This window comes from Falsirhodobacter xinxiangensis (assembly GCF_004959935.1).
Taxonomy (GTDB): Bacteria; Pseudomonadota; Alphaproteobacteria; order Rhodobacterales; family Rhodobacteraceae; genus Falsirhodobacter; species Falsirhodobacter xinxiangensis.
On the sequence record NZ_SMYN01000005.1, the window covers coordinates 217,906 to 232,473 of the forward strand.

Here is a 14,568-nt window from a genome sequence, read left to right on the forward strand (position 1 = left end):
AAAAACCGCCCATGGGTGCGACAAACTTGACAGAACTTGTCGGGATCGCTACTCGCCGCGGTCGAACCCTCCAACCATGGATAGACGATGTTCGCCCGTTCCACTGCCCTTGCCGGAATGATCCTTGCCGCGTGGCTTCCCGCCGCCTCGGCCGACCCTGTCACGCTGACCGACATCGCTGGGCGCGAGGTCACGCTGGACGGCCCCGCACAGCGCATCATCCTTGGCGAAGGGCGGCAGATCTATCTGCTGGGCGTGCTGGAGCGCGAGGCGCCCTTCGGCCATGTCGTCGGCTGGCGCGAGGATCTGCTTCAGGCCGATCCCGAAACCTATGCCGCCTATGCCGAGAAGTTCCCCGAGCTGCGCGACCTGCCGACCTTCGGCGGATTCAAGGACGGCACGTTCGATGTCGAACAGGCGGCGGCGCTGCGGCCCGACCTGATCCTGATGAACCTTGAAGCCAAGGCCGCGACCGAGGATGCCGGCTATGACGACAAGCTGGCGGGCCTGGGCATACCGATCGTCTATGTCGATTTCCGCGAGGACCCGACGGCACACAGCATCCAGTCCATGCGGATCATGGGGCAGGTGACGGGGCAGGAGGACCGGGCCGAGGAATACATCGCCTTCGTCGAGGCGCAGATGGCCCGCGTCACTGACAAGATCGGCGAGGGGATCGACCGTCCCACCGTCTTCGTGGATCGCGCGGGCGGCTATTCCGACGATTGCTGCATGAGCTTCGGCGCAGGCAATTTCGGCCAGTATGTGGAGATCGCGGGCGGTGCCAACATCGCGGCGGACATCATCCCCGGCACCTTCGGCACGCTGAACCCCGAACAGATCATCGCCGCCAATCCCGATCAGGTGATCGTCACCGGCGGGCAGTGGGAGGCTTATGTTCCGGGCGGGGCATGGGTCGGCGTCGGGCCGGGGTCGGACCTCGAGGCCGCGCGGGTCAAGCTGGAGGCACTGACGCACCGCACCGCGATGACCGGGATCGAGGCGGTGAAGACCGGCCAGTTCCACGCCATCTGGCACCAGTTCTATGACAACCCCTATTACTTCGTGGCCGTGCAACAGCTTGCGAAATGGCTGCATCCCGACCTGTTCGCGGATCTGGACCCCGAAGCGACGCTGAGGGAACTGCACGAGCGGTTCCTGCCCGTGGATTACCGTCCCGGATACTGGGTTTCGCTGAATGACTGACATCGGCGCGGCAGAGGGGCGGGACTTCTATCGCCTGCTGGTCCTGCGGCGGCAGGCGATCCTTGCCGCGCTGACGGTGCTGCTGGTGCTGAGTTTCTGCGCCGATCTGGCGCTTGGCCCGGCGCGCTATGGGCTGGGGCAGGTGGTCGGGGCGCTGCTGTCGCCCGGTTCGGTGGACGACCAGTTGCGGGTGATCCTTTGGGACATCCGCATGCCCGTCGCGCTGACGGCCGTGATCGTGGGCGCGAGCCTTTCGATCGCGGGGCTTCAGATGCAGACGATCCTGAACAACCCGCTGGCCAGCCCCTTCACGCTGGGCATATCGGCCGGGGCGGGGTTCGGCGCGGCGCTGGCGCTGGCTTTCGGGGTGGCGCTGTTTCCCTTTGCCGTCGATTACGTCATCCCGATCAACGCCTTTCTGATGGCGATGCTGACCTCGCTGGCGATCTATGGCCTCAGCCTGCGGCGGGGGGTCAGCAGCGAGACGATCGTGCTTCTGGGCATCGCGCTGGTCTTCATCTTCAACGCGCTCATGTCGCTGATCCAGTTCTTTGCCAGCCAGCAGGCGGTTGCGGCGGTGGTGTTCTGGACGATGGGCAGTCTGACGAAGGCGACGTGGCCCAAGGTCTGGATATCGGTTGCGATCCTTGCGGCAGCGGCGCCGCTTCTGGCGCGGCGGGGGTGGTCGCTGACCTCGATGCGGCTGGGCGATGCCAAGGCGGAAAGCATGGGCGTCAACCTGCGCACGCTGCGGCTGGAGGTGCTGGTGATCGTCAGCCTGCTGGCCTCGGTTTCGGTGTCCTTCGTCGGCACCATCGGTTTCATCGGGCTGGTCGGCCCGCATGTCGCGCGGATGCTGCTGGGCGAGGATCAGCGGTTCCTGCTGCCCGGTGCGGCGCTGTCGGGGGCGCTGATCCTGTCGCTTGGGTCTATCCTGTCCAAGATCATCATCCCCGGCACGGTCATTCCCATCGGGATCGTCACCTCGATCGTGGGGATTCCGTTCTTTCTGTATCTGATCCTCAGCCGGCGGTCGCAATCATGGTGACGCTTCGTCTGGAGGGGGTCGGCGCAAGCTATGGCGGGCGCGAGGTGCTGTCCGGCATCTCGACCCCCGTGCTGGAGGGCGGGCAGGTGGTCGCGCTTCTGGGGCCGAACGCGGCGGGGAAATCGACGCTGTTCCGCCGCATCTTCGGCCTGTTGCGCGGGCCGGGCGAGGTTCGGATCGAAGGCGCGACGGTGCCCCGGCCCGTCGCCTATATGCCGCAGGACAACGGCGCCCGCCCGGTGCTGACGGTTTACGAGGCGGTGCTTCTGGCGCGGATGCAGGGGCGGCGGCTGAAGGTGGACCCCGAGGATCATGCCGAGGTCGAACGGGTCATGGGGCTTCTGTCGATCGGCCACCTGCGCGCCCGCAACGTCGGCGATCTGTCCGGTGGGCAGCGCCAGATGGTCGGCGCGGCGCAGGCGCTGGTGCAGAACCCGCAGATCCTGCTGATGGACGAGCCGACCTCGGCGCTGGATCTGTCGCGGCAGATCGGGCTGCTGACCTTGCTGCGCCGTCTTGCGCGGGAACAGGGGCTGCTGATCGTGGTCGCGATCCACGATCTGGGCCATGCGTTGCGTTTTGCCGATGCGTGTCTGGTGATCGAAGGCGGGCGTCTGGCCGCAAGCGGGCCAACGTCCGAGGTCATTACCCCCGAGATGTTGCGCCGTGTCTTCGACGTCGATGCGCGGGTCGAGGAATGTTCGCGCGGGCGGTTGCAGCTGATCGTGGATTAGGGCGCGGATCTCTCCGCGCCCACAAGGGTCAGAAATCGAAGTCGTTGATGTTGGCGCTGGTGAACACGGTCGGTGCGCCCAGCAGGATCTGCGATCCATGCGCGATCTGCAACGTGCCCAGATCGCCCGCATCGAAGCTGGTATCGCCCGGCTTCAGCGTGCCGTCCGCCGCCGCGCGCAAGGCCATGACCGCGGCTGCCCCCATCGCGCCCGTGTCCCACAGCACCGCGCTTTTCACGCAGTCGGACGCGACATAGGGTTTCATCGCGTTCGGGGTCGCAAGGCCGATGACGGTGGTTTCGCCGCACAGGCCCGCTTGGGTCACCGCTTCGGCAGCGGCGGGGGTTGCGACCGAGGTCATGCCGACGATGCCGTTCAGATCCTCGCCGTATTTGTTGATGAGGGTGGTGGCCTGATTGAAGGACAGGATGTTGTCCTCCTGCGCCTCGACCGTCTCCAGCCATGTCATGTCGGGATAGCAGGCCTGCTGATAGGCCTCCATTTCCGAGATCCAGCGCGCCTGGTTCGGGGTGGTGAAGGTCGATGTCACGATGGCGAAGCTGCCATCGGGGCCGATGCCTTCGGCAAGCTGGTCGATCAGCGATTTGGCGACGCCGTTGAACTCGGCCGGGTTCACGAACCATTGGCGGGCGTCGGGTTCGGCGTCACTGTCGTAACCCACGACGTTGATCCCCGCCGCCAGCGCCTTGCGCAGCACGGGGGCGATGGCGACCGGATCGTTGGCCGCGAACAGGATGCCGTCCACCCCCGAGGTGATGTAGTTGTCGATCAGCGTGATCTGGTCGTCGATATTGGCCTGCGTCGGCCCGTCGGTGGTGACGGTGACGGTGCCCAGCGCCTCGGCCCCCTTGGCGACGCCGCGGGCGCTGCTGTCGAAATAACCGATGCCGATCAGTTTCGGGATATCCACCACCCGCAGCGGCTTGCCTGCCTTGGACCCCTCGTTCGCCACCGTGCCGCCGTCATAGGCGACGGGTTCGGGCGTGACCGTGCTGCCGTCGCAGGGCAGGGGCGATGTGGGCGCGCCGTCGCCTCCCGTCCATTGGGCATGGGCGGGCGCCGCGAGCGCAAGGGCGCAGACTGTCAAAAGATACTTCATGTTTCCTCCCTCTTTTTCTCCACGCCCGCCCTAGCGGCGGACGCGGTTTTCCATGAACGCACCGGCAACCAGCGTCAGCACCAGCACGACCCCGATCAGCACCAGCGTGCCGTCCCCCCGCACGCCCGCCAGCGACAGCCCGTTCTTCAGCACCTGCACCAGCACGAGGCCAAGCGCCGTTCCGATGATCGTGCCGCGCCCGCCGAAGATGCTGGTCCCGCCAAGCACGACGGCGGTGATGACGTCCAGCTCCAACCCCGTGCCCATGTCGGACCGGGTGGTGGACACGCGCGAGACGAACAGGATCGCCGCCAGCGATGCGGCAAGCCCCGACACCGCATAGACGGCGTATTTGGTCGCATTCACCGGCAGGCCCGCGAAATGGGCGGCAGGCTCGCTGTAGCCGATGGCCTGCACGGTGCGGCCCCAGCGGGTCAGGCCAAGGATGACCCCCGCCAGAACCAAGGCGACGCCCAATATCCAGATCTGCGTCGGCAGGCCAAGGATGCTGCCCTGACCGATGCCGGCGAACCATTCGGGGTATCCGCGCACGGACCGCGCCTGGCTGATCCCCTCGGCCAGACCGCGATAGAGCGCCAGCGTGCCAAGCGTCGCGATAAGCGGCGGCATCCCGACGCGGATGATGAGGAAGCCGTTGAACAGCCCGCAGATCAGGCCGATGATCGGGATGATCGCCAGCACGACGCCCAAGGGCAGGCCCATGTTCTGCCAGAGCACCCCCGTCAGGATCGCGCAAAGCCCCATGGTCGAGCCCACCGACAGATCGATCCCGCCCGAGACGATGACGAAGGTCATCGCCAGCGCGACCAGCGCCACCTCGGCCATCAGGCGGCCTTGGTTCAGCATGTTGCCGGTGGTCAGGAACTGCGCCGACTGGAACGACATCACCAGCAGCGCGATGACGACCAGCCCGGCCAGCACGGTTTCATGTCCGTGACGTTTCAGCATCTTACGCTCCCTTCATCGTGCGCTTGCGGCGCAGCATGTCCGCCATCACCGTCAGCAGGATCAGCGTGCCGATGAACGCCCGCAGCCAATAGGCCGACACGTTCACGAAGATCAGCGCCGAGCCGATGGTCGCGAACAGCACCGCCGCAAGGCTCGATCCGAAGACCGTGCCGGTGCCGCCAAGGATCGACACGCCGCCGATCACCGCCGAGGTGATAACGATGAGTTCCAGGTTCGGCGGGGTGGTGGACTGGATCACCTGAAGCTGCGTGGCGAACAGAAGCGTTGCAAGGCCCGCAAAGGCGCCGTGGATCATGAACACGGCGACGATGCGGCGCGGCACCTCGATCCCGACGGCGCGGGCGGCTTCGGCATTGCCGCCGATCAGGTAAAGCGAGCGTCCGAAGGGCGACAGGCGCATCCACAGCCCCGCCGCGATGGTCAGCGCGATCGCCCAGACCAGCGGCATCGGCAGGCCGAGGACAGTCATCTTGGCCAGCAGGTATTCCGGTGGCAGGTTGCTGATCCACGTCCCGCCCGTCGCGGTGATCAGGCCACCCTGCAGGATCGCCATCATCCCCAGCGTCACCACGATGGACGGGATGCGGGCATAGGCGACGAGGATGCCGCTGATGGCATTGATCGCCGCGCCCGCGATGATCGGCACCGTCCACGCAACCCAGATCGGTGCGCCCGACACCGCCAAGGTGCCCGAGATGGTCGCCAGCACGCCGATCAGCGCGCCGACGGACAGGTCGATCTCGCGGATGACGATCACCATGGTCATGCCGATGGCGGCAACGGCGATGTATGCGTTGCCGGAGAAGATCGTCGTCAGGTTCCGCGCGCTGACGAAACGCGGGTTGTAGAGCCCGACGCCGACCAGCAGCGCAAGGATCGCCAGCGCGACGAGGATCTCGTGCCCGTATTCACGCAGAAAGCGGCGGACGGCCCCGGTGCCGGACGGGGGCAGGGTGGTGCTGCCGATCATGATGCGCTCCTTCTGGCGGTCATTGCGTGGCCGACGGCCTCGGGGGTGGCCTCGTCGCGCGAAAGGGTGGCGCGGATGCGGCCTTCGGCGATGACCATGACGCGGTCGGACATGGCCAGAACCTCCGGCAACTCGCTGGAGATCATCAGGATCGCCAGACCCTGCCCCGCCAGTTCGCAGATCAGACGGTGGATTTCGGCCTTGGCCCCAACGTCGATACCGCGTGTGGGCTCGTCAAGGATCAGCACCGAAGGGTTGGTCTGCAACCACTTGGCGATGACCACCTTTTGCTGGTTGCCGCCCGAGAGCTGGCCCGCGATCTGTTCCGGCCCCGAGGCGCGCACGCCCAGCATGTCGAATCCGCGCTTTGCCAGCGCCGCCTCTTTCGCGCGGTTTATCATCCCGCCGGGAGAGATCCGGTCCAGCACCGCCATCGAGATATTCTCGCGGATCGGCAGCGGTTTCACGAGGCCCTGCGCGCCGCGATCTTCGGGGACATAGGCGATGCCGGCATCCCGCGCGGCGCGGGGGCTGGCGATGCGGATTTCCCGCCCGTTCAGATGGATCGTGCCCGACGCGGCCGGGGTGACGCCGAACAGCACATGCGCCAGTTCCGTGCGCCCCGATCCGACAAGGCCCGCAATCCCGAGAATCTCGCCCTTGTGCAGGGTGAAGCTGGCATCCTTCACCATCGGGCCGCAGGACAGGCCGCGAACCTCCAGCACGGGGCCGCCGATGGGAACCTCGGTCTTGGGGAACATCTGATCGACCGGGCGGCCGACCATCAGCGAGATCAGCTCGGCCTCGGTCGTCTCGCGCGCATTGCGGGTGGCGATATAGGTGCCGTCGCGGAGCACGCTCATCCGGTCCGAGATGCGGAAGATTTCGTTCATGCGGTGGCTGACGTAAAGGATGGCGACACCCCGCGCGCGCAGCCGCAGCACGATCTCCAGCAGGCGGTCGGCATCGCGTTCGCCAAGCGCGGCGGTCGGCTCGTCCAGGATCAGCACGCGGGCGTTGTGGTTCAGGGCGCGGGCGATCTCCACCCGCTGGCGCATGGCGACCGAAAGGCTGCCCAGCTTGCGGTCCACGTCCAGATCGTGACAATCGAGGTCGGCCAGAAGCTCTTGCGCGCGGCGGCGCATGAAGGCCCAGTCCACCATGCCGCCCTTGCGCGGGTAATGCCCCGCAAAGACGTTTTCGGCCACGGTCAACTCGCCGAACAGCAGCAGTTCCTGATGGACGACGGCGATCCCGGCTTCCGCCGCGCGGCGGGGCGAGGGGAGTGCCGTCTGCACCCCGTCCACAAGGATCGCGCCGCCGCTGGGCGCGTGCATTCCGGCAAGGATCTTCACCAGCGTCGATTTCCCGGCGCCGTTCTCTCCCATCAGCGCGTGGACCTCGCCCGCACGCAGGTCGAGATTGGCCGTCTTCAGCGCCTTCACGGGGCCGAAGCTTTTGGAGATATCGCGCACCGACAGGGCCGGCCCCCCGGCAGGGGGCGGCGTTTGGGCAATGGTCATCTTTCCTCCCTTCGCGCGGCCTCCCTGCCGCGCGGACGGGTCAGCCTTGGCCGACCAGTCCTGTCACAATGATATCCGCGGTTCGGATCGCGTCGGCAATCGTTTTCGCAGTCAATCTGCGATGAACCGAATGGATGACGTTGGTGGGCTTCATCGCTTCCTCTCCGACGCGTAAAAGATCGGCATTCGAGACGTCGCCAAGGCCCAGATCGGCCAGCCGCACCGGAAGACCTATGGCGTGACAGAAGCGGACGGCCTCCTCGATCTCCGGCAGGGCGCGGTTTTCCAGGACCAGCAGGCCGATGATGCCGAAGGCGACCTTTTCGCCGTGGAAGAAGTGATGCGTCGGTTCCAGAATGGTCAGCGCGTCGTGGATGCCATGTGCGCCCGACACGCCGCAATTCTCGAACCCGAGGCCGGACAGAAGGGTGTTCGCCTCGATGATGTTTTCGACGGCGTCGGTCAGGCAGCCTGCCTTGGCGGCGTGATATGCCGCAAGACCGTCGCGCATCAGCGTCTCGTGGCAGGCGCGGGCGATGGCGGCACCGGCCACCGTGACGGCATAGCCGTCGGCGATATAGTTGTTCGACCGGCTTTCGAAATTCGAGCGTGCCTCATACCACGTGGACAGCGCATCGCCGATGCCCGCCGCCAGAAACCGCACCGGCGCGCGCAGGATCACCTCGCTGTCCACCAGCACCACGTCGGGGTTGCGATAGCAGCGCTCGACCCGGTCATAGACCCCGTCCGCGCTGTAGATCACGCCGATGGAGCTTGTGGGGCTGTCGGTCGAAGCGATGGTCGGCACGGTGATGATCCGTGCGCCCGCATCGCGCGCGGCGATCTTGCCGGTGTCCAGCGTCTTGCCGCCGCCGACCCCGATCACCACCGCCGCACCTTTGGCCAATGTGGCAACCCGCGCGACCTCGGCATCCGTGGATTCGCCGCCGAAGACGGTTTCCGTGACCTCGACCCCCGCCAGCGAGGCCCGCAGCGCCTCGCCATAGGTCTGCGCCACGAAGCTGTCCATCAGCAGCAGCGCCGTGTCGCCCAGACCCTTGGCATAGACACCCAGATCCTTCAGCACCCCCGGCCCTTGGACGTATCGAAGCGGGCCGCCGTAACCGCGTTGTTCCATGATGTTCCCTCAGCGCAGCGTCAGGCCGCCGTCGATGGTGATGACCTCTCCGGTCGTGAAGCTGGCGGCGTCCGAGGCGAGGTAGACGACCGCGCCCACCAGCTCTTTCGTGCCGCCGATCCGGTCCTGCACCGCGCCCTTGGCCCAGTGGTTCGCCACCACGTCGGGATGTTCGCGCAGCACCTCGTCCGTCAGTTCGGTGCGGATATATCCGGGGGCGATGGCGTTGACGCGGATGCCGTGTTCGGCCCATTCCGTCGCCAGCGCCTTGGTCAGCATATGCACGCCCGCCTTGGACACGTTATAGGCGGCGTGACGGAACGGCCAGTTCACGATCCGGCCCGACATCGACCCGACCGAGATGATGCTGCCCGATTTCTGCACGATCATCTGCCGCCCCGCCGCACGCGAGACGAGGAACACGCCGTCGAGGTTCACCGCCATCGTGCGCCGCCAATCGTCCAGCGGCGTATCCTCGGCGTTCGAGGGCAGCACGATGCCGGCATTGTTGATCAGGATGTCCACGCGCCCGAAGGCGGCGACGGTTTCGGTGATCAGGCGGTCGGCATCCTGTTCGTCGGAAACATCGCCCTTGATGGCGATGGCGCGACCGCCCTTGGCCTCGATCGCGGCGACGACCCTGGCCGCGCGATCGGCGGCGGATTGGTAGTTCACGACGACCGACGCGCCACGGTCGGCAAGACCATAGGCCAGCTCCTCGCCGATCCCGCGCGATGCGCCGGTGACGATGGCGACGCGGCCCGTCAGATCGAAGATATCGTTGCTCATGTGGTTCTCCGGTCAGGCGGCGGCGGAAAGGCGGCTGCCAAGGATGTGTTCGGCCACGCGGATCGCCTGCGCCACGATGGTCAGCGACGGGTTGAAGCCGGTGGAGGAGGGCAGGAAGGACGCGTCGACGACGTAAAGGTTGTCGACGTCCCAGACCTTGCAGAACGGGTCCAGCACCGATGTCGCAGGGTCTCGCCCGAAGACGGCGGTGCCGCATTGGTGCATCGACACGGTGATATCCATGCGCTGCGTGATGATCAGCGGATAGCCGATGGAGCGCATGATCCGACCCCAATGGCGCACCAGTTCGTTATGCGCCTTTTCGTTGTTGGGGGTGTAGTTGATGCGGATCTGGCCGTTCGGATCGACCATGACGCGGTTGTTCCGGTCGGGCAGATCCTCGGACATGATCCACCAGTCGACGGATCGCTTGGCGAACAGATCCATCGCCCATTCGGGGATGAACTTGACGTTCGCGGTCAGCATCCCGCCCTGAAGCTTGCCCAGACCCTGCACGTTGCCAAGGGGATAGGGGCGGTGGTCGTTCGCCAGATAGAAGTCGTTGATCGCCATGGACTTCTGGAACGTCACGCCATTCTTGCGGAACGGATGGACCGCCATCATCGCCGTGTTGTTATGCGCCATGTAGTTGCGGCCCAGAAGGTCGGACGAGTTGTTGCCGATGCCGCCCGGATGCTTGTCATTGGCCGAACGCAGCAGCAGCACCGCCGAGTTGATCGCCCCCGCGGACGAGATGAACAGATCGCCCGCGATCACACGTTTCGCACCGCCATGTTCGACCTCGATCCCCGTGACGCGCTTGCCCGAAGGGTCGGTCAGCAGGCGCAGCACCTTGGTGTCCAGCACCAGATCGACGCGGTTCGTGGCGATGGCGGGGCGCACCAGCCGCACCTCGGCGTCGTTCTTGGCGCCCAGCTTGCAGGCGAAGCCGTCGCAGGTGGCGCAGCGGATGCATTTGCCGCCCTCGTGCCGGTCGATGGCGATGGGCAGCGGGAACGGGTGCAGCCCCTTGCCGCGCAGCTTTTCGGCGACGGCTTCGATTTCCGGCTCATGCCCGATGGTGGGGTGGGGGAAGGGGCCGGAACGCGGCGGCTCGATCGGATCGGCGCCGGCGGTGCCGTGCGTGCCCATCAGGCGTTCCGCCTCGTCGTAATAGGGCGCGAACTGGTCATAGCTCCACGGCCATGCGGGGGCGATGCCGTCCTCATGTTCCAGCACCTCGAAATCCTGCTGGCGGAAGCGCACTGTCGCCGCCCCGAAGAATTTCGAATTGCCGCCGACGTAATAGAAGGTCGAGGGGTGGAAGGGCTTGCCGTCCTTGTCCAGCCACGTTTCCTTCGCCGTGTATTTGCGTTCGTGAAAGACCGCCTTGACCGACCAGTTGTCCGCCTCGCGCGGCAGATAGTTGCCGCGTTCGATCATCAGGACCCGCGCGCCACCCTTTGCCAGCCGGTTGGCCATCGCGCCGCCACCGACGCCCGCCCCGACGATCACCACGTCATAGTGGTCCTCGACCGTATCCATAATTTCCTCCCTCCAGCTCGGCCGATGGCCTGGCATGTCACATGATCGCGCCGACCTGCCACGGCACGAATTCGTTGTCCCCGTAGCCGTATTCCTCGCTGCGGGTGGGCTGGCCCGATGCGGTGTCCAGCATCAGCCGGAACAACCGCTCGCCCAGTGCCTCGATCGTCTCCTCGCCGGTCACGACGGTGCCGCAGTCCATGTCCATGTCTTCGGACATGTGGCGATACATCTCGGAATTGCTGGCCAGTTTCAGCGAGGGGGCGGGCTTGAACCCCGACACCGACCCGCGCCCCGTGGTGAAGGCGATCAGGTTCGCGCCCCCCGCCACCTGACCCGTGACCGCCACGGGGTCGTAGCCGGGGGTGTCCATGAAGACGAGCCCGTGTTCCGTCACCCGTTCGGCATATTCGTAAACCGCGTTCAGCCGCGACATGCCGCCCTTGGCCACCGCGCCCAGCGATTTTTCAAGGATGGTCGTCAACCCGCCCGCCTTGTTCCCGTGCGAGGGGTTGTTGTCCATTTCCGCATTGTTGCGGGTGGTGTAGTCGCGCCACCACTCGATCCGCTCCAGCAGCTTTTCGGCCACGGCGGGGGATGCGACGCGGCGCGTCAGCAGATGTTCGGCGCCATAGATTTCGGGCGTTTCGGCAAGGATCACCGTGCCGCCATGCCGCACCAGCAGGTCGGCCGCATAGCCGAGGCCGGGATTGGCCGAGATGCCGGAATATCCGTCCGATCCGCCGCATTCCAAGGCCAGCGTCAGTCCGGATGCGGGCAGGGCCGTGCGTTTCGCGGCGCCGACCAGCGGCATCATCTCCTCGACCGCGCGGATGCCCGCCTCGACCGTGCGGCGGGTGCCGCCGACGGTCTGGATGGTCATGGTGCGCAGCCGGTTCGATTCCGCCAGCCCCTCGCGCTCCAGCAGCATCGGGATCTGGTTCGTCTCGCAGCCCAGACCGATCATCAGCACGCCGCCGACATTCGGATGCGTGGCATAGCCCGAGATGGTCCGCGCGAGGTAGTCATACCCCTCGGCCTTGGTGTTGAAGGCGCAGCCGCCGCCATGGGTCAGGGCGATCACGCCATCGACGCCGGGAAAGTCGCGGGCGGCAAAGTGCTGCGCCACCGCCTTCGACACCGTGGCCGAACAGTTCACCGAAGATATGATGGCGATGTAGTTGCGCGTGCCGATGCGCCCGTCGGGGCGGGCATAGCCCATGAACGTGGCGCGGTCTGCTTCGGCGATCATGTCCGGTTCGGTCGCGTCCACGCCGATGGCATAATCGCGAGTGAACTCGCCCACTGTCAGGTTCTGGGTGTGGACATGCGCGCCCGCTGCGATGCCGGTCGTGGCGAAACCGATGGTCTGGCCGTATTTCGTCACCGCCTCGCCCGCCGCGATGGGGCGCAGGGCCATCTTGTGGCCCCGCGGGATCGCGGTCAGCGGGCGGATGCCCTCGACATCGGTGCCCGCCTCGATGGCGATGCGGGCCACCGCGACATTGTCCGCCGGGTTCAGCCTGATCAGGGGCGAGACGTAGTTGGTCATGTCTGGCATCAGGAACTCTCGTGATGAAGTTTCGCCATCACCTCGAACGAGGATTCGAGGTGGATGCGCATCGCAAGTTCGGCCTGATCGGGCTTGCCTGCGGCGATGGCGGCGGCAATGGCCGCGTGCTGTTCGGTGACCATGGCAAGGTGGCCGGGAACCGGCGCGGACATCTGGCGCATACGGTCCAGATGCACCTTGGCAAGGGTGATGAATTTCCAGATCCGGGGCATCCCGCTGGCCCGCGCGATGGCGGCATGGAACGCGTCGTCGGCATCGAGATAAAGACCCAGCCGGTCCGAGGCGACCAGATCGCGCATCAACGCGATATGTGGGGCAAGATCGTCCGTCCCGTTCAACGCGGCGCGGCGCACGCTTTCGATTTCCAGCGCGCGGCGAATCACGAAACCTTCCTCGGCCACCTGGAACGAGATCGGGCTGACATAGGTGCCCGAATGCGGAAGCACGTTCACCAGCCCTTCGTCGGCAAGGCGCTGGACCGCCTCGCGCACGGGGGTGCGCGATATGGAAAGCCGGTCGCAGATGGCCTTCTCGACGATGGCCTCGCCCGGTGCCAGCTCCAGCATGATGATGGAGTGGCGCAACAACTCATATACTTGCTCGGCCTTTTGCGGTGCGCGATTCTGCATCTGTCAGCTTCTCCCTTGTGGCAAATATCCAGTTATAGCGGGATTTTGCAATCGTCTTTTTCGATGCTTGACAGACTCATGTATTGCTGCGCTATCTGACTCATATATCGGTTGGGTCTGAGGAGCGCCCGCCGGAGGAGGAAAAAATGCCCGGATTGACCCGTCAGGGGGCGCTGTCGTGAGCGCGATCAATTACCTGACCCGCATCGAATTCGCAGAGGGCGAGATCGCCCGCCTGCCCGAATTTCTGGCCGCCCTTGGTGTCTCGCGCCCGCTGATCGCAACCGATCGCGGGCTGGTTGCGACGGGGCTGGTGGACCGCGTGGCCGGAATGCTGGCCGATGCCTCGGTTTTTGCCGACACGCCCGCCAACCCGACCGAGCAGGCGGTTCTGGCCGCCCATGCCCAATACAAGGCCGATGGCTGCGACGGGATCGTCGGCCTTGGCGGCGGATCGTCGCTGGATCTGGCCAAGGCCGTCCGGCTGCTGACCGGTCATGACGGGCCGCTGGAGCAATATACCGCCGTTGCGGGCGGGGTCGGGCGCATCCACGGCAATATCTGCCCGATGATCGCGGTTCCCACCACATCCGGGACCGGGTCCGAAGTGGGGCGCGCGGCGGTCATCATCACAGCAGACGGGCGCAAGCTGGGGATCATCTCGGGGTTCATGCTGCCCAGCATCGCGCTGTGCGATCCCGAGTTGACCTATGGCCTGCCGAAAAGGCTCACGGCGGCGACGGGGATGGATGCGATCTCGCACTGTCTGGAAACCTATATGGCCCCGGCCTTCAACCCGCCGGCCGAGGCGATTGCGCTGCACGGTCTGGACTGCGGTCTGCGCGCGATCGAACCCGCCATGGCGAACGGGCAGGGTCGGGACGCGCGCCGTGACATGATGACCTGCGCGCTGGAAGGCGCGATGGCGTTCCAGAAGGGTCTGGGCGCCGTTCATGCGCTGACCCATCCGCTTGGCGCGATCCGCGAGTTGAACCTGCATCACGGCACGCTGAACGCGGTGCTGATGCCGGCGGTGCTGCGGTTCAACCGCCCCGTCATCGGCGCGAAATGGGATGTTCTGGCCGCGCGGATGGGGGGCGCGCCGGATGAGGTGATCGCCGCGCTGAACACGCGCATCGGGATGCCGACCGGCCTGCGCGCGATGGGCGTGACGGACGCGATGATGGAGGCCGTCTCGCACGCCGCGCTGAAGGATCATTGCCACGCGACCAACCCGCGCATCGCCACGCAAGCCGAATACCTGGGCATTCTTCGCGAAGCTGCCTGAAACAAACTGGGAGGG

13 protein-coding genes are annotated in these 14,568 nt (G+C 66.0%); 4 read left to right on the plus strand and 9 right to left on the minus strand.

Annotation, left to right across the window (positions count from 1 at the left end; all coding sequences use genetic code 11):
- The first annotated feature begins 87 nt into the window (after nt 1–87).
- From E2K76_RS08705 to E2K76_RS08715, 3 genes are read left to right on the plus strand one after another with little or no spacing between them, the layout of a single operon-like run.
- Complete coding sequence (locus E2K76_RS08705; protein WP_136683910.1) at nt 88–1,206, plus strand: ABC transporter substrate-binding protein; 1,119 nt, start codon at nt 88–90, stop codon at nt 1,204–1,206.
- Nucleotides 1,199–2,254, plus strand: coding sequence for a FecCD family ABC transporter permease (locus E2K76_RS08710; RefSeq protein ID WP_136683911.1), 1,056 nt, complete (start codon nt 1,199–1,201; stop codon nt 2,252–2,254). Before E2K76_RS08705 ends, E2K76_RS08710 begins: the two co-directional genes overlap by 8 nt.
- A complete protein-coding gene (locus E2K76_RS08715) occupies nt 2,248–2,988 on the plus strand; it encodes an ABC transporter ATP-binding protein (RefSeq protein ID WP_136683912.1) in 741 nt (246 codons plus the stop codon). The genes E2K76_RS08710 and E2K76_RS08715 overlap by 7 nt, the downstream gene beginning before the upstream one ends.
- A gap of 28 nt (nt 2,989–3,016) precedes the next feature.
- On the opposite strand, the gene E2K76_RS08720 is transcribed toward E2K76_RS08715, so the two are convergent.
- Genes E2K76_RS08720 through E2K76_RS08760 form a run of 9 tightly spaced genes read right to left on the minus strand, consistent with a single transcriptional unit; the run spans nt 3,017 to nt 13,265 of the window.
- On the minus strand, nt 3,017–4,108 hold the full coding sequence (locus E2K76_RS08720; protein WP_136683913.1) for a substrate-binding domain-containing protein: 1,092 nt from the start codon (nt 4,106–4,108) through the stop codon (nt 3,017–3,019).
- 30 nt (nt 4,109–4,138) lie between these two features.
- On the minus strand, nt 4,139–5,077 hold the full coding sequence (locus E2K76_RS08725; protein WP_136683914.1) for an ABC transporter permease: 939 nt from the start codon (nt 5,075–5,077) through the stop codon (nt 4,139–4,141).
- Between the two features lies 1 nt (nt 5,078).
- A complete protein-coding gene (locus tag E2K76_RS08730; protein WP_136683915.1) occupies nt 5,079–6,068 on the minus strand; it encodes an ABC transporter permease in 990 nt (329 codons plus the stop codon).
- The gene (locus E2K76_RS08735; protein ID WP_136683916.1) at nt 6,065–7,591 is read right to left on the minus strand and encodes a sugar ABC transporter ATP-binding protein; all 1,527 of its coding nucleotides are present in this window, start codon (nt 7,589–7,591) and stop codon (nt 6,065–6,067) included. The genes E2K76_RS08730 and E2K76_RS08735 overlap by 4 nt, the downstream gene beginning before the upstream one ends.
- 40 nt (nt 7,592–7,631) lie before the next feature.
- Nucleotides 7,632–8,729 (minus strand): glycerol dehydrogenase, encoded by a 1,098-nt coding sequence (locus E2K76_RS08740; protein WP_136683917.1) that lies wholly within the window; start codon nt 8,727–8,729, stop codon nt 7,632–7,634.
- 9 nt (nt 8,730–8,738) lie between these two features.
- Nucleotides 8,739–9,518: an SDR family NAD(P)-dependent oxidoreductase gene (locus tag E2K76_RS08745; protein WP_136683918.1), complete on the minus strand. Its 780-nt coding sequence runs from the start codon at nt 9,516–9,518 to the stop codon at nt 8,739–8,741.
- A gap of 12 nt (nt 9,519–9,530) precedes the next feature.
- On the minus strand, nt 9,531–11,063 hold the full coding sequence (locus E2K76_RS08750; RefSeq protein WP_136683919.1) for a GMC family oxidoreductase: 1,533 nt from the start codon (nt 11,061–11,063) through the stop codon (nt 9,531–9,533).
- A gap of 37 nt (nt 11,064–11,100) precedes the next feature.
- Nucleotides 11,101–12,624 carry a UxaA family hydrolase gene (locus E2K76_RS08755; RefSeq protein WP_169053244.1) on the minus strand — a complete coding sequence of 508 codons (1,524 nt, stop codon included), beginning with the start codon at nt 12,622–12,624 and terminating at the stop codon, nt 11,101–11,103.
- On the minus strand, nt 12,624–13,265 hold the full coding sequence (locus tag E2K76_RS08760; protein ID WP_136683920.1) for a GntR family transcriptional regulator: 642 nt from the start codon (nt 13,263–13,265) through the stop codon (nt 12,624–12,626). The genes E2K76_RS08755 and E2K76_RS08760 overlap by 1 nt, the downstream gene beginning before the upstream one ends.
- Before the next feature lie 178 nt (nt 13,266–13,443).
- Here E2K76_RS08760 and E2K76_RS08765 point away from each other — a divergent pair, with 178 nt between their 5' ends.
- Entirely contained in the window at nt 13,444–14,553 is a 1,110-nt protein-coding gene (locus E2K76_RS08765; protein WP_136683921.1) for an iron-containing alcohol dehydrogenase, read from the plus strand.
- The last annotated feature ends 15 nt before the right edge of the window (nt 14,554–14,568 follow it).